This is a genomic window from Nitrospira defluvii, from assembly GCF_905220995.1.
Lineage (GTDB): Bacteria > Nitrospirota > Nitrospiria > Nitrospirales > Nitrospiraceae > Nitrospira_A > Nitrospira_A defluvii_C.
The window spans coordinates 614,301-638,140 of sequence record NZ_CAJNBJ010000017.1 but is presented as its reverse complement, the minus strand read 5'-3'; the positions used below and the strand labels follow the sequence as shown (position 1 = coordinate 638,140).

Sequence of the window (23,840 nt, the reverse complement as noted above, 5' to 3'; positions counted from 1 at the left end):
GCTGGGGTGATTTCGAGAAAGGAAAGGGGTATTCTTTCACCGCACTGTAGGTCATTCACCTTTGAACGGTCCTAAATGAATGGCGACTTCTTCTCGAAACTCGTTCTCAATCACGCCCATTTCCTTGGAGCCAATGATTCCTGCAGCGAGATGGATTGAGAATCGTGGGCTTCACCCGGATATCTTCCGGGCATTAGCCAATTCAACATCCTGGCGCATCGCTAAGACACCTATCAACGATTTGGACGATGAAGGGATGAAGGTCCTGAAAGTGACCGAAGGTCGAACAAGATTCGAGTAACCGTACAGGAGTAACCCACACTATGTCCGACGAGCACTCGCATTCCCACAGCGTGGTTGGATGGTTCAAGAAATTCGTTCGGCCGATCTTCGAAAAGTCTGAGCCAGCACCTGTTTTGGAGGAGCTGGACAAGCAAGCGTCCAGAATTGAAGAGCTAGAGCGGAGCAAAGGAAGCCTGTTTCCCATCTGTCTCCTGGGCCAGGCGGGCGTAGGAAAAAGCACTCTCATCAATACCCTGATCGCAGACACGGGTATCGTCGTGCCTTCAGGTGGGGGCACTGGTCCTCTTACCGCGAATGCCCTGCGGGTAATTCACGGCGAACGCGCGTCGTTTGTCGTGCGATACCATTCAGGAAAACAGGTTGGTCAAACTCGGTTTATTCTCGAAGCGGAGATCCAGCGCCAATCAAAGCATGAAGTCTCGCTGGCCCAACCAGAGGCTAGTGAAGAGCTGGAAACTATCGCCATCGAGTTGGATGCTGAGGAACAGAAGAAAACTCGCACTCAAGAGGCGATCGGACGGGCTTGCCTGCTCGTTGCCGGATCGCAAACAGCTCAGCGAGAATTAACCTATCTGGTCGACGCTTTGCGCTGGGTTTTGGGACAGGCACCAAAGTTCCAGACACAGATTCTCCCAGAGGACCTGGACCGGCTACGGCATGCGCAGGAGGCTTTAACGCATGGGACAAACGATACGCCCCGACACTTTGATAGCTTGGACAATCCAGATTTTGGGCATCGCCTGCGTGATCATGCGTGTGGTTTTTTGGCTCCGCTAATTCTGGAAATGTCTATTCACTGGCCGTCGCCTCTGTTGCGCGATTCCTTGGAACTGATTGACCTCCCCGGGATCGGTATTCTGAGTGATGCGTATGCCTCGGTCACTTCGGATTACCTCCGCAATCGGGCCAAGGCTGTAATGCTCGTCGTAGACTCCAGAGGCATTCGCCGGGAGGATGCGGAGCTCTTGAACAACAGCGGTTTCTTGAACCGGTTGCTGCATGCGGGCAATGACCTGACCTCCGATCGGGTCGCGTTGATTGTCGTCGCGGTAAAGATCGACGATGTGGCAGTTGAAAATTGGAGAAACGATAAGGCTCTCAACGGCACACCGCTCAAGAGTAAAGCACAACATTTTGCCGACCAGGTGGAACGGTGCCGAAACGATATTGCGCAGCGCCTGCAATCTTTTCTGCGAGAGGTTTGGGAGGATAACTCCGAGGGTAAACGTCTCGTGATCCAGTCCATCCTGGATAATCTGCAGGTATTCCCTGTTTCGGCTCCGCAATACCGTCTCCTGTGTGCCGATGATCCCGACGACGATAGACCGTTTCTCCCGGATGTCGAAGCAACCAACATTGTTGCTCTGCGCGTAGCGATTTCTGACGTCGCCCGGCAGTGTCTGACTGAACAAAGCCGACAGCGCGAGGAGACCCACCAACGTTTTTTCGGGCAACTGCGCGCCAGGTTGGAGGTCCTGAGTGCGCAGAGAAGTGAGGAGCGGAAGGCAGAAGCAGAAATTGTAACGTTCAGGCAAAGCTTGGAGGAATTCATGGCCCCGCTTCAGCGTGAGTTTGACACGCGTCGTGGGGGCTTCAGGAGCTTTCTACGGAAGACGATTCCGGCACAAATTGAAGCCAGAGTCCAAACTGCCTCCAGCAAGGCCAGCAAAGACATTCAAAGCTATCTTGGTAAGTTGCGAGATGCGCACTGGAAAACATTACAAGCCGCTGTGCGGAAAGAGGGGACCTTTTACGGTAGTCGTCATATCAATTTGCCCAATGACTTTGCTCTCCGTTTTGAGGCACCCGTCGCTGAGGTCTGGAGTCGAGAAATCTTGGTGGATATCCGGCGCGAAACTCGGGAATTTTCAGACTATCAATCTAGGGCAGTAACCGAGGTCCTTGATTGGGCTCGCGGGCAGGGCATTCGTGTGTCTACACAGCTGCTCGAAGCTTTGGTCGAGGTCGTCAAGCAAAACCGACAACAAGTGAACGCGGTGGGAAAAGAGGCCGTGGACGAGCTTCGTGATCAAGTGCGCCGCGAACTGATCAAGAAAATCGAAGGCCCAATCCGGCGCAAGTGCCAGAAATTCGTTGCCGACCAGAAAGATCATGGGATCGGTGTAAAGTCTCGCATCCTTGAACTGTTCGAGCAATTGGCAGAAGAAGTAGTGGACGCCGCCGCGGTTCCTGCGGTTAGTTTACTCGTTGAGAAATTCAAGGAAGTCGACAAAGAAATCTTGGCAGCATTCGGCGAGCATGGCGAGCCCCTCGGCGAGGCAGCGGATGCCCTGATTCAACGCCAAGAGAGAAACGTACAGCGCAAGGATGACCAGCTCGGGGTCGCGATTGAGTCAGCCTTGGCCGCCCTGCCTGGTGAGGCTACGGTACTCTCGAAAGGGCTCGCATGAGTTCTCATGTGGTTCTCTTTGAGCGCATTCCGCACGCCGTTCTCCGGGAGGCGAACGACTGGGGAATTCGTGTTCTTGATTTAGCCTCTCCTCCACGGCGTCTATGGGGAAGCCAGGCGGCCCTTCCGGCTCCGGTTCGCACCCATATCGACCCCTATCAAACGCAGCCCTATTCGCTGCCCGGGGAATTGCTCACCGCTCCATTGTCCGATGGGGATACGTGGAGCGCCATGAGCAAGCGGAGTCTCGCCCGGTTTGAAGCATTCTTCCTCGTCGCCGAAGACCCTCAGCGTCGCTTGGATACCAGGGAAGTCGTCACGCTCGCCCATCAAGTGAGTTTGGTTCGCCACATTATCGACACCCCTGGCCGCCGTCGGGTCCTTATTGGTGATGAAGTTGGCCTTGGGAAAACGGTCGTGGCTGGGCTCATCATCCAAGAGTTGCTTGCGGCCAATTCAGGGCTGAGGGTTCTGTATCTCGCACCAGCACGCCTGGTTGCGAATGTCGGTCGCGAGTTCAAGCGATTGTCCTTATTCTTCAGAGAGTGGAAGTCCCAAGATGGCGATGCTCGGCTCGAAACAGACAGTCGGATCATCGCCAGCATTCATCGCGCGGTGCATCCCAACCATTTTGAGCGGCTGCTTCAATCGCGCCCTTGGGATCTCATCGTCGTCGACGAGTGTCATCATCTGAGCGCCTGGGGCGATGGAGGCGTTGACCCTGTCAGGAAGTATCGCTTGGTTCGGGATCTCGTGTCCGCGCAGTCCGCCGAGAGTCGTTTACTGCTCTTGTCCGGGACCCCTCATCAAGCTCACGCAGCTCGTTTCGATAATCTCCTGCGGTTGCTACAACTGCCAGGCGAATCACAAGACGCGGCGGCAGGCCGTGTCATTTACCGCACCAAGGAAGATGTTCGCGATTGGGATGGCAATCCTCTGTTCCCACGGCGGCAGGTCAATCCGCCGATCGTGGTTGATCTTGATCCAGACCACCGGTCCTGGCTGGCGGACATTCACGGCTTTTTTCAGCCTCACCCGATTCCAGGAAGTCAGGCTGTACAGCGTGCGGCCGGCTGGAAGTGTGCGCAAGCCCTGCAATGGGCCGCGTCCAGTCCCAATGCCGGCCTCGGCTACCTTGTGCGTCAGTCGCTCCGTGCGGGATGGACCTTGGAACAAGCTCCGCTCTCCGAAGCGATCGCTGCATTGCGCCCGTATCGCTCGGGTGCTCCGGACGAACCCGTTGAATCTGTCTACGGGCGGCTGGTTGCCGAGATCGGTCGCCAGGCTTCTGACGATGATGTTGAAGATATTGAGGAAAACGTCGACGAGCTGAGCAGCGAAGTCGACCATGGCGCCCTGGCCTCGCTGATCCGACAGGGAATCAAGCTGGTTCGCTCGCCGCGCCAATTGAAATGGGAACGGCTCTGGCGCGATGTCCTTCAACCGGCCGGGCGGGAAAAGATTGTTCTCTTCGCCCAGCCCATTGAAACCGTTCTGGCGTTGGCTATCTGGTTACAAAACAAGACCGGCCAGCGGCCTGCGATCATCATTGGAGGGCAAACCGATGCAGAGCGGGATGGGGAAGTCGCACGCTTCAAGGATGCAACTGGCCCGCAATTCCTCATCTCATCCCGCGCCGGCGGTGAGGGCATCAATCTCCAGTTCTCCCGACGCTTGGTGCATCTTGATGTGCCCTGGAACCCGATGGAAATGGAACAGCGGGTTGGTCGCGTGCATCGGTTCGGTTCTCGCGAAACCATCCTGGTTGATACCATTGTGGTGCGTGATAGCCGCGAGACCCAAGCTTGGAGCGTGGCCCGGGAAAGACTCACGGCGATCGCACAAACGCTCGTTGCCCCTGACCGATTTGAGACCGTCTTCTCGCGCGTCATGTGCCTCATTCCGCCAGAGGAATTACAGACAGTGCTCATCAACAGTTCCGCCTCACCTTTGGCGGACAACGAGGTTCAGCGGTTATCGTCTCTCGTAGAATCAGGATTCCGCGACTGGCAAAATTTCCATGACCGCTATGCTGCGAACCAACGCCAGATTCGTGAGCAACCGGCTGGACTTGCTCGGTGGCGTCACGTTTCAGATTTCCTGACCCATTACGGTGGAGCTGAAAAAGCTATCGGCATTGCTAGAACCCGCTTTGTCCAACGTGATGGGCAGGTCGAAACGGTGGAACAGTCAGCCGATGTTCTGAAGCTCAGTGATGGGTCGCTGTGTTTTGTCGGTGACTTCGATGGCGGTCTTTTTACTGGCCAATCTTCCAACCTGGTTGGACCGCTCGGCTTGAACCTTCCACCCGTGGCTGAACTGCTGCGTACTTGTGCCAGCCCTGCGTCTCCCACTGGAGCAGCTCACTTACGTTGGGGCGACGATCAAAAGCAACTCCGTTCACGGCTCGGCCATGAGGTCATCTTTCTCGCGTTTGTTCGTCAGACCTTTCGGCTCGATTCCATCGGGGGCATCCACGAGGTGGGCACCGAATTGGCCGCTTATGTTGTGGGCCAAGATCAAACGTCCCTGCTTTCCCCCGAGGATCGCGCTGGACTTTTTGATATGAGTCGCTTGGCAACGGTTAGGGTCCGTCCTGTTGAGTCTCCATTGTTCGTGCGTACCGTGGCGGAAGAGTTACGGCTCATCAATGAATTGCGCCGTCCTTCCGAAGAGGACATCAAGCAGGGCCTGCGTTACGCGGTCTGGCCGATTCTCGCTTTGCACCTGAGCGCATAGCATTGGGGGAAGTCATGTGCTGCCTCACCTTGGACGCACCAAGCATTATCAGCTCTGAGAGGGAAGCGAAATTAGGAAACTAGTGCGATCTACTTGACCAAGCTTTGGGCGCCCGTGCCGAGAATGGCTGGCCTTGCTTCTTCCTTCTTCCCTCAGGTGAAGGTGCACACCCGCTCTTCCTCCTTCTTGCCTCTGACCTCCGGCTGTCTCTTGTGCTTTCGTCACCTCCCGCGCTCCTTTCTGCTCCTCGCGTGACAGTCTCCTCGTTGTCCTGTCCGCTTCCCGCTTCTCCTCCGATTTCCCATTACCTGTGAGCCTGCTCTGGCGGTGAGCCCAGGTCTGAACTGAGTGTGTTCCGGTCTGACCTTTCGTCCGGATCGCCGTCCGTCTTGTCGAGTTTCTTCACGCGAAGCCTTCCCACACAGTCAGTCGAGACTGGCTGGATCCGGCTCTGGTCCAGGTGCGCCAAGGGTCTGCTCGTGAGTTTCTCCGGCCCTCTGCTGTTCCCGTGTGTCTTTGCTCCCGGCCGTCGCGTGAGTCCGGGTTCGACGGGGAGCCAGAGTGTGGTCGGGCGTGGGTGTGTGCTATCTCACCGACTCATGAGGGGACGACCGGATCTTGGACAACCTGTGACGTTCCCGAAGCTCGAACCGGGGAAGCGCGGGCCGTCGGGCGTCGCACCTTGTGCTCCGCCCGGGAGGAAGGCAGAGGAAGGGAGTTAGATGGTGCATCTTTAAGAAAAAAAGATATGTCTAGAAACTCCGGAATGACGACGACTTACGAAGCCATATCCTCGGTTTCGAACTGGGTCGTTGGGTCACTGGGTGAGTCGGGAGGGGTCACCTGGTGGGTACCGACCGGCAGGGGTTGAATATTCTTTAGGCAGTACAGAGTAACCGCAAGAGGGTTTTCGATGGGTTCGATGAGGGAACTGCCACAGTAGGTAGCAGTGTGCTCCAGCTCGCCATTCCGTTTAGCGAATGTTTGGCCGAGGTCCGCCCACATCCCCGGAATTTCTTTTGCGATTTCGAGGTGCTTATTCTCAAGCAGGGATAAGTGATCCTCGGTCAATCGAATCAAGAGATGAAAATGTAGGGCTTGGTCTTTGCCGAACCGAATGTGTCTCTTTATCTGGCGTGATTTTTGTTGGCGCCGGAGTTTCCTGCTGGTTTTCTCATCGCTCCCCGTATCACTAAACGCAATCACCAAGGCGGAATCTTCGCGTTTGGTGGATTTGGCGAAATTCCGCCCTAAGAGCAATCGGTTGAGGCGCTTGGAAAATTCCCGCACGAGCTTGTACGCGAGGTCTTTATCCTTAGTTAGGTCACGCGAGAAGGTGAGAGTGCAAAAATGGGTGCAGCACTGATTGAGAATAAATTCGACCCACGCTCCCTTATAATCACGCGGGCCATACTTGTGCAGTTGGTCAAGAATCGTTTTCAAATGGCGCTTCCGGCGCATAGTCTGCAAGGAAATATCCCCTGGCCGAACGGATTTGAGCATTTGCAGGGCTCGCGCCCCCTTGTGCAGGGGGAATGCGTTCAGAGGTGTTCCTTCAAAAGGTAAATCCTCCACAGGGTATTGCGGAAATGGGGAAATCCAGATGTCCGTGGGCCCTATGGCCCGAAATCTGTCGTTAGCGATCCACCGTTTCATGAAGACCTTTCCTCAGGGAGAAACGCCCTGAATAAACACACGACGATTCGGTCCTGGGGCACGGATGAACGCAGAGGTGTGCTCCAGCGCAACAGGTGTCGCGAAAAGTCACGGGCACAAGTTATGTGCGGGACCGACCTTGCGGATCAGTCCAAAGTGGGATGGCGCGTTATCGGGCCATCAACGGAGAGCAGGCCTATCGCCTGGTCTGAGGTACCTCGCGCGACACGCGTTCAGCGTGAGGGGCAAGGCGTACTGCCCTGAGTGGGCAGCGGAAAGCAGAACCCATCCGTCATCCGAATGGATACTATAATCAACAATACCAAATGCCCATTGTCAAGCAGAGTGAACGATGAGCCGACAAAATGCTGGCAGGCCGCTGGGGGAAAACTGGGGGGTAGGGATGAAAAAGGTTAGACGCTGAATGGAAGCAAGGCAGCTGATCCTCAGAGGAACAGGTTGACTGGTTCTTTTGAATGTTATACGCTAATCAGCGTAATAGCGTTCCAGGGAGGTTTATGAGTCCGAAAGACATGACGACGTTTGGCCTCGCGATAAGTCAGGCTCGGAAGGACAAGGGGTGGGCGTTAAAGGATCTTGCTTCACGAGTGCTGCGCGAAGATGGGAATGCCATTTCACCGCAGTACTTAAACGACATCGAACATGACCGGAGAAGCCCTTCCTCCGATCATATGGTCAAGCAGTTTGCCGAAGCACTGGGTATCGATCGCGACTGGCTCTACTACCTTGCCGGCCGGTTCCCCGAAGACGTGCGGAAGAAGCAACTGTCTGAGAATGAAGTGGCCGAGGCGATGATCGCGTTCAGAAGTGGTCCGAAACCCAAGGGGCGACAGTAGTGGTGAAATACGTTCCTGATAGGACCGGTCGGTTTTCGCAGCGCCCTCATTATAGGGCAGAGGACTTGGATCAGGAGTGTGAAGATCTAATCCATAGCTTCCTGAAAGACTGTTATGGCGTGGCTTCATTTCCCGTTTCGACAAGCGATCTCACTCGTTTGGTTGAGCGCGATGCAGAAGACCTTGATCTTTTCGCAGATCTTTCGGTCTATGGAGCAGATGTAGAAGGACTTACTGAGTTCTTTCCAGGTCGGAAGCCAAGGGTGAAAATAGCTTCTCTCCTCGCCGATGATGAGCGCCGAGAAAATCGTCTGCGGACGACGCTCACTCATGAATATGGGCACGTCCATTTTCATGCCTACCTGTGGGAACTTGAATCCACTCGGGGCACATTATTTCAGGCTAAGCTAAACGGCAATAGACAGATCTGCAAACGAGACAACATTCTGGATGCGGCTCAGAGTGACTGGATGGAGTGGCAGGCTGGCTATGCCTGCGGTGCCCTATTAATGCCCGTAAGTCCAGTCCGCCGTCTTGTGGGAGAATATCAAGAGTCCAATGGGCTGTATGGAATCATTGGGTTAAATGATTCGCATGCTCGAAACCTCATTGAAGCTGTACAGGCCAGTTTTCAGGTCTCCGCTGACGCCGCCCGTGTACGGCTGAGTAAGCTGGGAATTCTCGGCGAAACGGGCGGAGGCGCTTCTCTCTTCGGTCGTTAAAGAAATACCCCATGGATGTTTGTGGTCAACGCTGTTTGCAAATTGATGTGATTCATGCTACGCTAATTAGCAGATGAGCGGATAAGCGTTATTCACAAAGGGAGGACAATCGCATGAGTAAGAGGCGAAATCAGCATGTGGTGCCGCATCAAGATGGATGGGCTGTAAAACCGGAGGACGGGCGGAGAGCTTCATCTATTCATGAGACGCAGCGAGAGGCAATTGAGCGGGGGAGGGCAATTTCGCAAAGCCAAAACTCCGAGCTCATTATTCACGGGCGTGATGGCCGCATCCGTGAGCGTGACACGCATGGACGGGACCCGTACCCGCCCAAAGGCTGAGAAGAAACCACAACCACATCCAAAGGAGCACGCACAATGACCGAAGCAAAGAACAATGAGAGCACCAAGCAGGGTCCCTTTCAGATCATCGTGGATCACAAACCTCATAAATGGGATGAGCCTTTTATTACTGGCCTCCAAATCAAGAGCCTCGCCGGTGTTGACCCGTCAACTTACGCTGCGTGGCAGGATGTGCCGGGACCAGAGGATGTTCTGCTCAACGACGATACGAAGGTAGATTTGCGCAAACCAGGTGCAGAACGTTTCTTTACCGGCAAGAAGACGACAACGGAAGGGTAGACCTATGAGTTATTTGCCAGAACCAGACCGTCAGTACCTAACTTCGAAAGGCATAATCTTCGAGGAAATGGAGGGGGACGGGAAAAAGGCGGTTGTTCTGAAGGAGCGTCCTCTCCCGGCTAATCGATACGATGCGAAAGTTGTGGATGTGTTGATCCTGTTGCCATCGAGTTATCCAGACGTAGGCCCGGATATGTTCTATGTCTTACCCTGGATAAAAATCTTCCCGGCGAACAGATTTCCGAATGCTGCCGATCAGCCCCTCGATTTTGGTGGCCAGAGGTGGCAACGTTGGTCCCGCCATAACAATGAATGGCGTCCGGGGATCGACGGAATGAGGACGATGCTCAAGCGGGTCGAGCATGCCTTGGAGAGTGCTGTGTGAAGAGTCACAGTCTAACCATTCGAGAAGAGCACCTTTTGCAGTTAAAGCATCATCTCCTACGGGATGATGCGTGCGAACGAGCCGTCTATCTCCTGTGCAATCAGGCGTCGATCGGCTATGACCCGTGGGATCGGTGCGCCCACAGCAAGTATCTGGTGGCGAAAGTCATCCCGGTTCCGGATGCGGAGATCCTTCAGTCGACGCCAGATAGGGTCACCTGGGGCACAGCATCTTTCGTGCGACTTCTCAAAGAGGCCGCGACGCATAAGCAGGTTTTGGCTATCGTTCACAACCATTCTGGGGGTATGGCGTCGTTCTCGTCACAGGACGATGAGAATGAACCAGATCTTGTGCAGTTGGCAGTCAACCGTAACGGTCCCGGAACGAAACTTATCAGCATGATCTTGACCAGTGATGAGACGCTTATCGGTCGAGTATGGCTATATCCCGCATATCGTGCCTATGAGAGTTTGGGCATGATCCAGGTGATAGGCGCCCAGTACAGATTGCATTATGCGGGACGTGGGGGTGGCGCTTCCATTCCGGCGCTCCACCGACAGGCACTCGCATTCGGGAATGCACTCAATGGCGATCTGAGAAAGTTAAGAGTCGGCATCGTAGGTTGCGGTGGGACGGGCAGTGCGGTTGCCATACTGCTGGCGCGGTTGGGTGTGGGGCAACTGGTGGTTATCGACAATGATATCGTGGATCAGACGAATTTGAATCGGCTACATGGTGCGCGGCAGGCGGATGCCGACGCAATGCGGCCGAAAGTCGAAGTTGTGGCACGCGAGATCACAGAAATGGGTCTTGGTGTGAGGGTTGTTCCCATTGAGACATGGGTCGGCGATCCGGGATGCCGGGATGCATTACGAGCCTGCGACGTCTTATTCGGCTGCACTGATGACCATGATGGTCGCCTTTTTCTAAATCGGTTCTCTTATTACTACTTGATTCCTGTGATTGACGTAGGATTGGCCATTGAGGTGGATCATGGCAGCCCACCTTCCGTGAAAGCGCTCGATGGCAGAGTAACCGTTCTCGGGCCTCATCATGCGTGCTTGTTATGTCGTGAGGTCATCAATCCTGAGACCGCGAGGGCCGAATCGATGCGGCGTGATGATCCTGCAGAATATGAACGGCGCAAGGCCGAATCCTATGTGGCTGGGGAGGGCAATCCCAATCCTGCTGTGGTGACTTTCACGACAGAACTTGCCTGTATGGGAGTGAATGAATTGATCCACCGCCTCCAGGGCTTTCGCGGTTCTGAAGGCGCCGCTGCCAATCGCGTACGAAAATTTCACCTCAGCGAGGATCGCCGGCCTGCCCACAAACCAGGACCTGCGTGTGGCATTTGCGCCGGTGACGGCATTTGGGGAAAAGGCGATACGGAGCCGTTTCTCGGAAGGGTCGGTTAGGGATGAGCAGTATCAAAGCATGGTGGAGAGTATTGCAGATCTGGTTAGGGCTCATCCCTCGGCCAGACTTTGTGGTCCGAGTAGTTTCCGACCATCCGACCCCTGAGTCTATTGCGCCGGGGGTTATTTATGTTGTGGGCGGGCCAGGATACAAGAAGTGGGCTTATTTGCGCTGTCCAGCCGATAAGAGTGAGATCATTCAGTTGTCGCTGATGCAAAAGCGCAAGCCGAGATGGGATGTAACCTTAGATTCTTTGAATCGTCCCACCGTATTTCCTTCAGTACGGCAGCTAGAGGGTTCATACGCGCATTTCTGGATCAAGAAGGGGAGTGTCGAGTGGTGTGAGGATACTGGAAGAAAACCAATATTCGGGCGTAAATCACTTGACGTGACCGGTTAAACACTTTCGTTGCCGGTTGTACTTGATATCACTTCTTCGAGTAATTGCTTACCTTCTCTGCTTTAAATCCATCTCTTTAAGAGTCGACTTTCGCCGGAGCTCTTCAAAATGAGAGAAGAGACTTTCGACCATTGTCGGATCTCGTAGAGTCACACCCAGCTCCATGTTCCGATTGAAAGCATCGTCGGTAAAGTTGGCGCTCCCGACCAGCGCAGTGTTATCGACGATAGCACACTTTGCATGGAGCTTCCCCGGTCGCCCCGCTTCATTACGCTCTCTATTCTCAATTGGCCAATACAGCACCCGTGTTTGTTCTAGTGGCAGTTCCCGAAACGCATGAAGCGCATCGGCGGTCAATTGGCCTTCTGATTCGTCTTCTCGTTCAACGATCAGTGTTAGGGCGACACCGCGAGCCACTGCCGCCGAGAGATGCTGGCACAGGTGCTGGATCCGATGAGCAGCGAAGGTCACGAGTAAAATCCTTTGTTGTGCAGCCGCCATGAGGTCATAGAGCACTTGGTCGATTCGACGAACCGGGAACCTGCCATTGGCAGGACCAGTCCAGATGAAGTCTGCGATCGGCCCGTTTTGACAAACGAAATAATCTATTGCGAGCATGCCTCCGGCGATCTGGCTCCATTTCGTGTCCAATCCTGAGAGAAAGGCCTCGGATAGAAGCCAGGCAGTATGGGAATTAGCCAGCCCTGCCGTGGCCTGTGCAATCGATTCACGGTTGGGATAGGCTTCTGAGAATGAGATCCGCTCAATCAGTTGTCTCCAGACATCAGCGGTACAGTGCCGCCGAGCCTCGGTTAACGCGGAAACTGTTTTGGACGAAAGCATCGCTATAGACCGTTAAAGAACTCAACGCCTTTGCCTGCGAATGTCGCAATTAGTGCACTCCGATCAAGAAAACGATTACCTTTCTCACACGAGGTTTCCGGTGCGAAGAGGCATGCATGACAACAGGCTCCGTGCACAGTGCGGCCTTCTCCCTGAGGAGCATGGTCGGCACAAAGGGGATCCGATCCACAGATCCGGATCGCTTCGAGCCCTTGAGATAACTGGCGACCAAGGGTGCCTGGTTGCCCCAAATGCACAAGTCCCCCCAACGTTCCCTCGCTGTCAGAGGCGGCGGTATAAATCAGAATCCCAGCCATAGGGCCAGTATCTTGTCCCGGAGTCCGCACATAGAGACGCTCACGCACACTGGCCGCGGTGTAGCCACATTCCAGTACGATCTGTCTCATCAACACGTGTGAGAGTGAATGAAGCAGCACATATCGGATTGCAGGAAACCCACCTTCAGGTGGTTGCTGCTTCCGCAAGCGTCGCCAGCTCTTGTGGGCCTGCAAGAACTCTTGCTCAAGTTGCCGCACTTCGGGCCGCTGTTCCCAGGCCTGCAACGCATCCTCCTTCAGACGAAGAAAGATGCCTTCCCCGCGTACTTCTGAGGCGGGCAACCAAGTCGGGGGTTGCCGGCTGAGTGAGGTCTGACGATCATCATCAACGTAGTCCGCATCAGCAAAGTCGCCCTTCGACTCAATTCGAGTAAACGCGAGCAGCGCCCGTACCTCTCTGAGACGCTCTAGGAGGATTGTTGGCTCAAACAGAGCCTCAAAGCCGGTTGGTGCAGGCGCTCGCGTAATCCGAAAGTCCTTAGTCGCAGCTGGCAGCTGATGCTTCGTAAGGAGATTCCATTCAGGGATCTTAAGGTCACTTCCCTCCTGTCCCGCTTGATCACCGCCTCGTTGTCGCACCTCTATGGCTGCCCATATTTGCTCGGCTGAAAAAGCAGCGAATGCGGGCATGCGAGAGGGCGCAGTCGCGTAGCGCGCTACATCGAATGAGGGAATATCCTTGAGATCTTTCCAATTCTCCTCAATTAAGAGAGTCAACTTGTCTTCTGCATTTGGAGGAAGGGACAGGGCGGACATCACCAGTGGAAACCAGCTATTGGACGAACCGAGGAGGATGGTGCGCGCCTCTTCTGGACAACCGGCCGTGTCCACCGTTCGGAGATGAGGATGGTGACCGCTACAGCCAATTTGGAATCGGTCACGATCAAACGCGTCGCCCATGCGGCGATCCTCATTGCATTCCAAACACTTCACAATGATGTCCGATGCATCCCCCGATGCGCCATATTCCCGCAGTGTCAATCGTGCAGGCTTACACGGAACTCGGCCGTTATGGACGTACTCAACCCATGGGAAATCCGTGAGGTGTCCCTCCCGACATGCCAAGAGAAAACGAACTGGCAAGCCTGTGGGCGGGTTGGTCCCTCCTGATCTTCCGCAAGTCTGATGAACATATCGAGTCCGATCCGGACGCCATTGATCTTGTACTAGCCTGAAAATACCGGACTCGATGGTGGCAAGGGTGTCACAGAGGGGACAGCGGAGCCACCGAGGAAACAGCGCAACCGGAATACCAACGGCTGGAGCGGCCGGATCTCGATGGTCGTCATCGAAGCTAATTGGCGGGAGGTATAACTGCTTCACCTGAGCCCCAAGCTTACGTTGAATCGCTCCCAGCAGGCGATCCTCCGTAATTTCCGTACAGTAGCGTGTATCCCAGTCATCGAGACCGAGTATCAGCCCTGATGTGTTGGGCAGATCGAGAAGTGCACCAATCCCGAAGGTATAGATGAGTTGGCTGGGTCTGAGCTCGCCAAGTTCGTTCAAGGGCGTTATCCTCCTACGAGTCGACCCGAAGGCCTGATGGATTAGGATCGAGAATGAGGTCCGCAGTTCCTTCTACGTCTCGCAGGCTATTGAGACAGGTGAAGAGTTCCCAGCCTGTGACCCCAGCTTGCTTGAGAAGTCCGACAACACCATTGGAATCGTCACGATAGCCGAGACGGAAATCGCGCTGGCTGCGCACCCGAGCCAGCCAATGATCGCGGCGCTCCATCACCATTTGCCGAACCAACGCTCCCACTGTCGGGTCATGGAGGGCATTCTCTGCCCGAGCCACTAGACGTTCGACCATGTCACGCATGGCAGGATCGGTATCCTGGAGGCTACCAGCTTGTTCGTTGCCGTTCAGCCGCTCTTCGCGCAAGCGCATCAATGCCACGAGCACACCCGCGAGACCTCTGTCGAGTGCCCGAGGGGAAAACGGTGTGACAGATAAGGCTTCGACATGCTTGTAGAATGTTTCGTGATAATGCTCGAACGTCTCATAATGTGAAAGGTCGCGTGGTCTGGCCCAATTGAACACCGTGATGACCAGACCAGGCCCTAACCGGGAACGTCCTACGCGACTCGTCGCCTGAATGTATTCCGACGTGGTCTTGGGCTGACCCGCCATCACCATCAATCCGAGTCGATCAATATCTACGCCCACTGAAATCATGTTGGTGGCGAGGATGGCATCGTACGGTCGAGTTGTTGGCTGCCGGCCAGCTTTTCGATCGGCCTCCCGTTGAACCTCCTGGGCGTTGTCAAAGATGATTTCCAGACGTTCGAGGATCTTGGGAATGTCCGCGCCAGATTTTCTGGAGGTCAACTCTTCAACCGCCCCATATCTGATTAGGCGTTTTGCCAATCCCCGCTGATCGGCATCACGCAAGCGAGTGCGAATGTCATCCTCTACCAGACGACGAGTTCCCGCCAACTCACGAATGGAGTTGAAGTAGCCCGTCAACGTCATCCAGGGATCAGCCAGGTTATCGTATTGTTCAAACAACTTCTGAGCGGCGGCCATCAGGGCGACATAGACGCGGATCATGGTCACGGGATATCGCCGGCCAAAGGCACAGATGCCTAGATACCGCCGGCCAGGATATTCAGGTCCCGCAGGACGCTGGAGCGCAAAGAAGCTGTCTGTAATCGAGGTGCCCTGTGGTGGAAATACGTCAAGCTTGCGGAGGAAGAGTTTCTGCACCTGATCCGATGCCCTCCGGATCGTAGCCGTTGAAGCGATGACTTTCGGCCGCACCTGCTTGCCGTTAACCGTCCAGGTGCAGAGCTCATCGACTGCTGTTTCGTACAGCGTAACCATGGAACCTAGTGGCCCGCTGATCAAGTGCAACTCGTCCTGGATAATGAGGTCGGGTGGGCGAAGCGGACCGTGGGCTTGACGCTGTATCCGCGGCAACGGACCACGTGCGGGGTGGTTGCCGGTATCATCTTCCTCGATCTCAGGGGACAAGAACCCATGTCGAAGACAGAGGCCATTCACTTGCCCAAAAAGATGCTGTGTTTCTCCCTTCCATGGCATCTGGGCAAACTTATCAACCGTGGCAATAAGAAGGGATGGAGGCCTCCGGTAGATGTCCTCGTCGACGACCATTACGGGGAGGCCTTCTTTTGGTGCCTGTGCCTCAGAAAACTCGCAGCTTCCGGTGGCATCCCCGCAATACGTCACGCAGCGGCCGATGTCGTTGGGAGATTCGTAGACCTTCACGTTATGAGGCTTGATCTCTCGACCGCACCAGGGGCAAGACACAAGCTGATGGGGCGTGCCTCCTGTCGTGGGACGGCCTCCAATATTTCCTTGGCGTAGTGCTTCCGCAGCTTGTTTAAGCGTATTCGGGGTAGCCTTACTTCCCACCCATAACCCAAGGCGAAATGGCACGGTTCCCCACTTGGCACCGTTCGCCTTGCGGATCACCTCACAGGCGCAGAGCAGGGCCGCGGCGCGTTGAAATTGTTGGAGAGTGAGGAGCCTGAGCGTGTACCGCATTAACACGGCGACGCCATGGTCTCCTGGACGGCCTTCAACCTCTCCCTGCAGGCGACGGAGCGCGAGCGTATAGGCAGTGAGGCCGAGATACGCTTCGGTCTTGCCGCCACCAGTCGCGAACCAGAGAAGATCGGCCACGGCGTCGGTTGGGTGACTCCGATCCGGATGATCGAGTCGGGTCAGACTCGGCAGGTTGATGAGGACAAACGCAAGCTGGAAGAGTCGCCAGCTTCGGATCTCTGGCACATCCAGTGGCTCCATCGGCGCACCTGCTGAGACTTCACTCTTTCGCACCTTCCGGGCGTAGGTCGAACGCAAACGTTGTTGCCACATCGCCTGATTGGCAAACCGGAATGCGTCTTCTGCCTGCTGGTTGTGCTCAATCAGATCAATCCCCTCTTGCAGACGCATAGAGGCCCGCTGGCATCGAGCGATGGTTCGTTGAGCTGCTGACTGATGCTCTTCCAGACGCTGTGCCGGATCGTCAGGCTTGGCACCCTCATGCTCAATCCATGTTGCATACGCGATCTGGAGCCGCCGAAGACTGCTTAACAGGTCCGCCTTGGGCATACTGCAGAGAACTTTCATGTCCAAGACCACTGCGGTGAGGTCCGGGTTATCTGTCGCGGTTGGAGGAGTCTGTTGTTCAACCTCTGAGCGAGGGACAAACTCAGTTTCTAAAAGAGTCGCTCGCGTGGAGTCCTGCTCGGGCGAGGTGACGTGAATGGAAACCCCATGCCCAACGGCAAATTCAAGCCGATGGCGATACAGCATTTCCAAGGTCTCAGTTTCTTCGCGCGTGATCGGGTCCATTTTGGTGAGGTCATGACGCCAATCTCGCCGCTGCACAAAAATTGGCTGAGGTGGCTGCGCTGCGTCCAGCACCCAGAGTTTCGGCTGGAAGACCCACGCTTCATCCTTCTTCCGATCTTGTTCAGGAGAGGTATTCACGAAGAACACCGTCACAACCCACCCGCGTGACGTCTGTTGCATCTTCCCCTGAATGACCACAGTGGGGTCGGTATCAGGCCGTGGGCATAGAGGGCCAAAGAATCCCGCCTTGAGCAGCAGCGTGAGGGGATCTCCAACGAGAGGTTCACGCTTCCAGACGGTGGCTTCCGCACCAGTCTTCTTGTTGATCTGAGTCTCGCTCTTTACCCGGCGGTAACGGCCCCATTCCGTTTTAACAAGAATTGCTTTTGCCGCAGAATCAACGAGAAAGCTCAGGCCCATCGAATTGGGAAAGAAGGTGTCGGTGGGAGGGGTTGAGACATCCGTGGGACCAACTTCGCTGTCATCTTGTTCTGCCGTCCCCAGGGCATCCTGTTCCTCTGGCTCTACCCGAGTAGATTTTGGGGCCAGCATGCCGATGAGATAACGCCCATTTGCTCGATCCTCACGTTGATCGAGTTCTTCATCCAGTCCACCCGCTGGCCCCAGGAGGTCCTTCACGACCATCTCCGTGAGCTCGTCGCGGATTGCGTGAGGAGAGGGGAGAGAGGTATCGAGGACTGGTCTGGCTTCTGATCCTTGCGTGGGCTCCATCATATCCTCTTATGCAAAACCCCAGATGGCCTTAATTGCAGCGTACGTGGCTTTCTGCCGCTCCTCGACTTTGTCCTTTGGGAAGACCCCGTCAGCAGTAGGCTCAATTTTCTCCAATTGCAGCTCTTCTGGAAGTTCTCGCATGTCTACATTCTGTAGATGCCCAACAAGTAACTCGTTCCACACCAAATTACTCTTGCTGTACGTATCACACTTGTCACGATAGATATCATCGTTGCTGCTCAGGTTGTGTTTGTCTTTGAGAAGCAGAACCATCCCCAGAAGATTTCGCGTCTGCTGGAATCCTGACTCATCGAAAACTCCGTCCTTTGTAAAAAGGACCCTGTTGGCCGGATGTTGTGTATAGATGTGCTCCAGATGCATGCCGTGTCGCCGATTCCCAGTCCGGTTAAACTGATTCTCCAGGTCGGCTAGATTTCCGCCCGCAAAAGAAGGTTTGTTCAGCACCGAGGCCAGGTGGCGATCAATGCGCATCAGCACATATTTGCTGAAGTTCAGCCACTTGTTCGACATGCCCTTAAATCTCTCGTAGGTGAAGAGTTCTCCCGCTGTCGTGTGCTGTCCCTCGTCGATCACACCAGCAGACACCAAGGTGGTAATAAGTTGCTTATCAAATGAACATACTGCCTCAGTAATGTCTTTTCCCCGAACCATCGAGAACAACGGATAGATCAACCGCTGAAACTCATTGCTGTCATAGGCATCTAATAGCCGCAGAATGACGTGCATCTGATCAAACTTTCGTGCAATGCCTTCGATCTTTTCCTTCTTAGCCGGATCATCGAGGCGGATGCTGGAGAGGATGAGAAGATATTGCTGATTCTGATCCAACAACTTATTGAAGATTACTGATTCATTGTCGTAGCCGACTCGCAAAGTCAAGTAGAGGTCAGCGAAGTATTTAAGATCTTTTGTAATGCGCTTGAACAGTAGATCTCTATCCTTGAACTCGCCGAAAAACGTTCGAATCTTGTCGTTTCGGTACATCTCGTAGTGGTAGTCGCTCTCGAGCCTCTCATATTCCGTTTCTGTGTCTGCGAATTTGGCTCGGAAGAAGCCCCGGAAGAAAGTGTCCAGATCCACGCTCTTTTCTGTTGTGTTGCGCAGCTCCGCGTTGAAGTACTTCTCTTGAAGCTCTGTCCACGTCTTGTTCGCTTCCTCCTTCTGTCGTTCTGGCAATCCACCAATTAACTTTCCCTTTAAGATCTCGTAAGGTTTCAGCCCCAAGCCTCGATCATTGACAACCTCGAAAATCATGGCCACGTTGTCTTGCCGTTCGATGCGGATCTCCACGATAGAGATCCGGTCAAGCAGGTACGTAATGTAGTACGTCGTTTTCGCCAGGTCCCATAGCCCGTCTCTCCCCTTCAGGAACGAGTCGAAGTATTCGCTGATAAGTGCAAAATTCTCCTTGATCCGTCGCCTTGTCTCATCCTTTGCCTCTACAACTCGTCCCTCGACAAGGGCGCGAAAGGCATCATCCCGATTTTCATTGAAGATCTTGAACCGTGCTACACCGCCGAAGTCGTTGCTCTCGAAGATCAATTCTTCTAGTTTTTGGCTACTGAAAGTTCTGCCTTTGTTGGCACTATCTTTCTCAATGTCCTTCAGGACCTGGTACAACTTGATCAGAATCAGAAGCAGAGTGGTCAACCGCTGTTGTCCATCCACGATTGAAGAATTGCCGGTCGCGTTGTGCGTGAGAAATGTGTTCAGGAAATACGGGTCGAATCGTTTAAAAACATCCTGCTTGATGTCTTCGGGGTGTGTTTTCGGACGATCATACTGTAGGAAGCGCGCCTCTACGTCATTTAGCAGGGTACGAACTTCTTCATCCTTCCATTTGTACTCTCGCTGATAAATATCGATGAAGTACGACCGCTGCTCACCAAACACAGCCCGCAGTGTGATGTCTTTCGGTGTAATGAGACTCTGTTTCTGCTCTGTGTCCGCCATGCAGTTCCTCGTTTCTTAAAAGTCTAGTTTCAGCGTTCCGTATTCCGCCTCGTCTTCTTGCACCATACCTTCTGCCTTCCGCCTACCTTTGCCAGACTTCCCCTTCCTCTTATGCAAGCCGGCGCGGACTTCTTCCTCGTAGCGCTGGTGGTTGAGGGCTAGGAGACGGTCCAGGACGGTGCGGCGGGCAGGCTCACTGAGTGTATAGCGCACGCCTTGCTTGGTGTCGCGGAATCGGTGGCCCAAGTCCAAATCGATCCAGCCGTAGGCAGCAGCCACGGCTTGATCCATTTCCAGGTGCAATGCCCGCAGACGGGCGATGTCCTCAGAATTATTCTTGGGATCGTGCAAACGGTTGTAAGTTCTTGTCAGTCCTTCACGCCTCGCCAGCATGAGCTGCCGCCGGTACCTGCTATATGCTTCGCCAACGGTCTCCAAGCCTCGCAGGTCCGGTGGAAATGGGAAGGTCGAATAGGCCCAAGTCGGCAAGTATGTAAGACGCGTTTCGTGCGTTGTGGCACCTGGTCGGTGTGCCCACGCTGCATGAATTGACGAGGAGATGATGGCGAAGCTGCCCCAGTCTTCGCGTGCGATTACAACAAGGCGGTCGGAAAACACCACATTTGTGGGCACAAGAACGAAGTTGTGATGAGCGGTTACTCGTGAAGACACTAATGCGCTACTACGGCCCGCCAGAGCAGAAGTCATTGCTGGACGCCACAAATAGAACTGCCACCATCGTTCCTTGAGCGTTCGTTCCTGGGGGGTGCGGCCCTCCAATTGCATCCGTTCCGGCTTAACGCGAGATTCCACGATCGAAAGGGCATCAGGGAAATCTCTTGCAACCGGGGAGCAATGAGGTATCGATTCATCTCGTTCGAGTGGAAAGTCACGGAAGTTGATAATCCATCGGCTCGGACAGTGCTCTGGGTGCGTATTTACATCCTCACCGTTAAGGTAAGGTTTGACCACTTCTCGACTATCTGGATTTGCCGATAGGAGCTGGTGAGCCTCTTCCTCCGTGATCACGAAGCCCATGCCCGCAGTCTTCGCCCCTTCGAAAGCTTGGCCTGCGTTGGCCTCAAGAGTAAAGGCAATTGTTGCGCCTTCTTCTGAGAGATGCGCACTGATGCTCGAGACCTCGCGACCGTCAAGCATCGGTGTTATCCCAATGTGACGCTTTGAAAACCACACATGCGCAACTTCCAGAGACGCCGCGCCAGGCCAAGGTGACGATGAATTAGCGCGGTAGATTTGTGCACCGCTGTTAACAATTCTTTCCAGCCCCACAGTTGCAGAGTCACCTTGCGCCAAAGAGTTGGTGCCAATTAGACCAGCAGAGCCATTTGAGCTCAGCAATTGGCTTGCACGGAGAAAAAAGTAGCTACACAAGTCCGCTGCGCCGCGCATACCGCGAACGCCGCACGCGATGCGCTCAACCAAGTATTCTCGGAAATCAGTTCCAAACACAGGTTCTAAACGTGTTCCCCCCATGAATGGCGGATTGCCAACAAAAGCATCGAACCCACCACGAGCGAACACCTCGGGAAATTCAACGGGCCAGTGAAACGTGCGGTGAGCGCGCAGAGACTCACGAGCGGTACGAGCGAGTTGAGATTGTGGGTTTGCAGTTTCAATTCCTGCGTCGACATCATGCTTGATCAGGAGTTGCAATTTCTCCGCTTCGTCAGCGCGTTGTTCCTCGTAGGCGTCGCTGTCGAGGCCGCGCAATTCAAAGGCGATGAGGCAGTCGGCCAGGGCCTTGACCTTGGCCGTGGCTGCTTCGGCTTCAGCGTGCAGACGGTTTTTGGTTTCGATCTGGGTGTGATGGTTAGAGGGCAGGTCTTCGAGGGCGCGGCGTTTATCGGAGGCAGCCTCCACGTAGCGGAACAGATTGGCAGTGGCAAAGGTCATCTGATGTTCGCCTGGACGGAGGCTGAAGTTTTCGATTTGCTGGACGGAACTTGCACCGAGAAGGGAATCGCCGCACTTGAGTGCATGATTGAGAAATGTGAAGGGCCGGTCGCGCTGCAGTGTGATGAGCCAGAGACTCAACTTAGCCATTTCCACTGCCATCGGGTTGATGTCGACGCCATAGAGGCAGCGATCGGCTACGGTGCGCCTGGCGATCGCGAGGCGTTCGGCAGCATCGGCAGGAATGAGGCGCTCAGCGACTGAACCTGTCGAGATCTCTCCTTCCGGCGTTGTGACAAAAGTACCTGCGTGTTCCTTTTCGACTTTCTCCCATGCTTCGACAAGTCGTTCGGCGAGGTAGCGGCAGGCCTGCACGAGAAACGCACCGGACCCCATGGCCATGTCACAGACTTTAAGATCCAGGAGTTCTTTAGGTGACTTAAGTTGCCACTCCTCCTTCGGTTTGCCCTCTGCCGGGCCAACGTAGACCAATGGTTCGAGGGTGTACTGGACAATGGGCTCCGTCAGGCTGCGCGGGGTGTAATGGGTGCCTGTGCTGCGGCGGTCTGACCCGCGGGTAACGTAGACGCTGCCCTCAGGGACAACGACGAATTGGCCGAAACTGTCTTCACGCAGGAGGGCAGCAAATGGTCTGACTCGCTGAAACAGGAGTGCATCTTGCCTACAGGCAATCAAGAGCGTGTGGTCATCGATTTCCGACGATTCTCCTAGCAGGCGCTTCAGGCCGTTCTCGCTCTTACCGGTTTCCTCATGGAGAAACTCGACCAGGTCCACGGTCCCTTTTGTAGCAAACTCCTCCAGCTTTGATAGTGGGATCTCGGGTTCTTTATCTTTCGAACCCGCCAGACCAAGAATCAGCTCAGGAGCACGCTTGGCAGTATGGTCGAGTAGACCTTCGTATACATGGCCGATCTGTTCGATATCGAGCGCGCGGAACGACAATCGCCGCGCTTCCGCTGGTCCGCCCCCCGGCACTTTGACCCGTAACAGCTGCAAGGCTTCCAACAGATGCAGAACTACGCGATTGTTAATGGGCAGCGGCTTAGCCGCGGTGTTAGTCCACTTCGTATCTTTCGCCCGCCCTTCAAGAAAGGGGTAGCGGTCTGGGTCGAAAAGCGTACCGCCATACCCAGGCAGACGCATACCCTCATGTTGCACACCCGCAAACACGGCGCGGAAGGTCGCCAACAAGCGGCACCAGGCGTCGTGACGGCGCTCCAACACTTCCTCTCCATGCTGGTCAGCTCGTTCACGAAGTAACTCGCTCAACGTGGACACGGCGTAGTGCTGATCGTAGAGCGGATCGCCCAGCAGGAGAAGTTTGCGCTCCTCCGCTGAGAAGAGAAATACCAACCGCATCATCACCGTGAGTGCACTGTCATACAGTTCCTTCTCCGGCATACCTGCGAGTAGCTGGCGACCCAATTCCGCGTCGATCCGGTCAAATGCTTGGACCAGCATCTCGACTGCCCGCCGAACCTGATAACCAAGCTGATCGGTGACTTCCTGTTGATCCTTGCTGCTTGCGGCAAAGAGAGCTGGAAGGGTTTCATCCGCAGCAACGCCAAGGAATCGCCGAAGGTGAAGGAGTGACTGGAACGCCCTGAGGGTGATCGGCTCTTGCACCCACAAGTCGGCATACCAAGAGGCGAACCCCGTTGTTTCACCGCGTGGGGCATAGACGAGCATCCAATGCTCGCCATTGGTGAGGAGACCGAGCGGTACATTCGCAGCGTGGAGCAACTCCATCATTCTAGTCCCAGGCGATGCCTTCCACACTTTGCCAGCTACGGGACTATCGAGTTTTTGTATGGGGGGATAGAGAGAAATCAATAACTGTGGGCGGCCCTCTGGATCTCGATGCTTGAGAACCCAATCTGGGCGGAGAGTCTCTCCAAACTGCGGCTGCATCGATTCCAGTCCCGGCGGGATTGCTTGTCCTTCGGCCAATAGATGAGATGGATATTCTAGTAAGTCTCTGAGCACATGTTGAACCCAGGTCCGGTGAATAGCCGGCTCGTCCTTCCGGTCAAGCCACTCTTCGTAGACTTCACGCAACCTGCTAGCACGGTCGCTCTCCCTCGCATCAAGCCCTTGTGGGAATGCCCGTAGGAGCACAGGCATTGAGAGGAATGGACCGGATGTCTCAACCAGGGAGA

Annotated in this window: 15 protein-coding genes; 9 read left to right on the top strand and 6 right to left on the bottom strand. The window is 54.8% G+C overall.

The genetic code is table 11. The features are described 5' to 3' along the window. The first annotated feature begins 323 nt into the window (after positions 1-323). A complete protein-coding gene (locus KJA79_RS18080; protein ID WP_213043457.1) occupies positions 324-2,714 on the top strand; it encodes a dynamin family protein in 2,391 nt (796 codons plus the stop codon). After that, a complete protein-coding gene (locus KJA79_RS18075) occupies positions 2,711-5,452 on the top strand; it encodes a helicase-related protein (RefSeq protein WP_213043456.1) in 2,742 nt (913 codons plus the stop codon). The genes KJA79_RS18080 and KJA79_RS18075 overlap by 4 nt, the downstream gene beginning before the upstream one ends. 777 nt (positions 5,453-6,229) lie before the next feature. Here KJA79_RS18075 and KJA79_RS18070 read toward each other — a convergent pair. Beyond that, positions 6,230-7,108, bottom strand: coding sequence for a hypothetical protein (locus KJA79_RS18070; RefSeq protein WP_213043455.1), 879 nt, complete (start codon positions 7,106-7,108; stop codon positions 6,230-6,232). A gap of 518 nt (positions 7,109-7,626) precedes the next feature. Between KJA79_RS18070 and KJA79_RS18065 the strand changes: the two genes are divergently transcribed. The 7 genes from KJA79_RS18065 to KJA79_RS23205 all read left to right on the top strand — a co-directional run bounded on the left by KJA79_RS18065 (position 7,627) and on the right by KJA79_RS23205 (position 11,532). Continuing rightward, entirely contained in the window at positions 7,627-7,965 is a 339-nt protein-coding gene (locus tag KJA79_RS18065; RefSeq protein WP_213043454.1) for a helix-turn-helix domain-containing protein, read from the top strand. Between the two features lie 119 nt (positions 7,966-8,084). Next, a complete protein-coding gene (locus KJA79_RS18060; protein WP_213043453.1) occupies positions 8,085-8,687 on the top strand; it encodes an ImmA/IrrE family metallo-endopeptidase in 603 nt (200 codons plus the stop codon). A gap of 113 nt (positions 8,688-8,800) precedes the next feature. Continuing rightward, on the top strand, positions 8,801-9,028 hold the full coding sequence (locus KJA79_RS23210; RefSeq protein WP_213043452.1) for a DUF2188 domain-containing protein: 228 nt from the start codon (positions 8,801-8,803) through the stop codon (positions 9,026-9,028). A 36-nt stretch (positions 9,029-9,064) separates the two neighbouring features. Further along, positions 9,065-9,328, top strand: a complete 264-nt coding sequence (locus KJA79_RS18050) for a multiubiquitin domain-containing protein (RefSeq protein ID WP_213043451.1) — start codon at positions 9,065-9,067, stop codon at positions 9,326-9,328. Positions 9,329-9,332: 4 nt separating this feature from the next. Then, on the top strand, positions 9,333-9,713 hold the full coding sequence (locus KJA79_RS18045; RefSeq protein WP_213043450.1) for an E2/UBC family protein: 381 nt from the start codon (positions 9,333-9,335) through the stop codon (positions 9,711-9,713). Next, positions 9,710-11,131, top strand: coding sequence for a ThiF family adenylyltransferase (locus KJA79_RS18040; protein ID WP_213043449.1), 1,422 nt, complete (start codon positions 9,710-9,712; stop codon positions 11,129-11,131). Before KJA79_RS18045 ends, KJA79_RS18040 begins: the two co-directional genes overlap by 4 nt. A gap of 2 nt (positions 11,132-11,133) precedes the next feature. Further along, entirely contained in the window at positions 11,134-11,532 is a 399-nt protein-coding gene (locus KJA79_RS23205) for a ubiquitination-like system serine protease family protein (RefSeq protein ID WP_343224264.1), read from the top strand. A 48-nt stretch (positions 11,533-11,580) separates the two neighbouring features. Here the strand turns inward: KJA79_RS23205 and drmC are convergent, their stop codons facing one another. From drmC to KJA79_RS18015, 5 genes are read right to left on the bottom strand one after another with little or no spacing between them, the layout of a single operon-like run. Next, a complete protein-coding gene (drmC, locus tag KJA79_RS18035) occupies positions 11,581-12,375 on the bottom strand; it encodes a DISARM system phospholipase D-like protein DrmC (RefSeq protein WP_213043448.1) in 795 nt (264 codons plus the stop codon). A gap of 2 nt (positions 12,376-12,377) precedes the next feature. Further along, positions 12,378-14,219: a DUF1998 domain-containing protein gene (drmB, locus tag KJA79_RS18030; protein ID WP_213043447.1), complete on the bottom strand. Its 1,842-nt coding sequence runs from the start codon at positions 14,217-14,219 to the stop codon at positions 12,378-12,380. Positions 14,220-14,232: 13 nt separating this feature from the next. Beyond that, entirely contained in the window at positions 14,233-17,769 is a 3,537-nt protein-coding gene (drmA, locus tag KJA79_RS18025) for a DISARM system helicase DrmA (RefSeq protein ID WP_281412709.1), read from the bottom strand. A 9-nt stretch (positions 17,770-17,778) separates the two neighbouring features. Next, positions 17,779-19,746, bottom strand: a complete 1,968-nt coding sequence (locus KJA79_RS18020) for a DUF262 domain-containing protein (RefSeq protein WP_213043445.1) — start codon at positions 19,744-19,746, stop codon at positions 17,779-17,781. 15 nt (positions 19,747-19,761) lie between these two features. After that, entirely contained in the window at positions 19,762-23,433 is a 3,672-nt protein-coding gene (locus KJA79_RS18015) for an Eco57I restriction-modification methylase domain-containing protein (RefSeq protein ID WP_213043444.1), read from the bottom strand. Positions 23,434-23,840: the final 407 nt, after the last annotated feature.

What these genes read in the sequence shown, in the direction of transcription:
- KJA79_RS18080 (WP_213043457.1), top strand. Translation starts at nt 324, where the DNA reads ATGTCCGACGAGCACTCGCATTCCCACAGCGTGGTTGGATGGTTCAAG.
- KJA79_RS18075 (WP_213043456.1), top strand. Translation starts at nt 2,711, where the DNA reads ATGAGTTCTCATGTGGTTCTCTTTGAGCGCATTCCGCACGCCGTTCTC.
- KJA79_RS18070 (WP_213043455.1), bottom strand. Translation starts at nt 7,108, where the DNA reads ATGAAACGGTGGATCGCTAACGACAGATTTCGGGCCATAGGGCCCACG.
- KJA79_RS18065 (WP_213043454.1), top strand. Translation starts at nt 7,627, where the DNA reads ATGAGTCCGAAAGACATGACGACGTTTGGCCTCGCGATAAGTCAGGCT.
- KJA79_RS23210 (WP_213043452.1), top strand. Translation starts at nt 8,801, where the DNA reads ATGAGTAAGAGGCGAAATCAGCATGTGGTGCCGCATCAAGATGGATGG.
- KJA79_RS18050 (WP_213043451.1), top strand. Translation starts at nt 9,065, where the DNA reads ATGACCGAAGCAAAGAACAATGAGAGCACCAAGCAGGGTCCCTTTCAG.
- KJA79_RS18045 (WP_213043450.1), top strand. Translation starts at nt 9,333, where the DNA reads ATGAGTTATTTGCCAGAACCAGACCGTCAGTACCTAACTTCGAAAGGC.
- KJA79_RS23205 (WP_343224264.1), top strand. Translation starts at nt 11,134, where the DNA reads ATGAGCAGTATCAAAGCATGGTGGAGAGTATTGCAGATCTGGTTAGGG.
- drmC (WP_213043448.1), bottom strand. Translation starts at nt 12,375, where the DNA reads ATGCTTTCGTCCAAAACAGTTTCCGCGTTAACCGAGGCTCGGCGGCAC.
- drmA (WP_281412709.1), bottom strand. Translation starts at nt 17,769, where the DNA reads ATGGAGCCCACGCAAGGATCAGAAGCCAGACCAGTCCTCGATACCTCT.
- KJA79_RS18020 (WP_213043445.1), bottom strand. Translation starts at nt 19,746, where the DNA reads ATGGCGGACACAGAGCAGAAACAGAGTCTCATTACACCGAAAGACATC.
- KJA79_RS18015 (WP_213043444.1), bottom strand. Translation starts at nt 23,433, where the DNA reads ATGATGGAGTTGCTCCACGCTGCGAATGTACCGCTCGGTCTCCTCACC.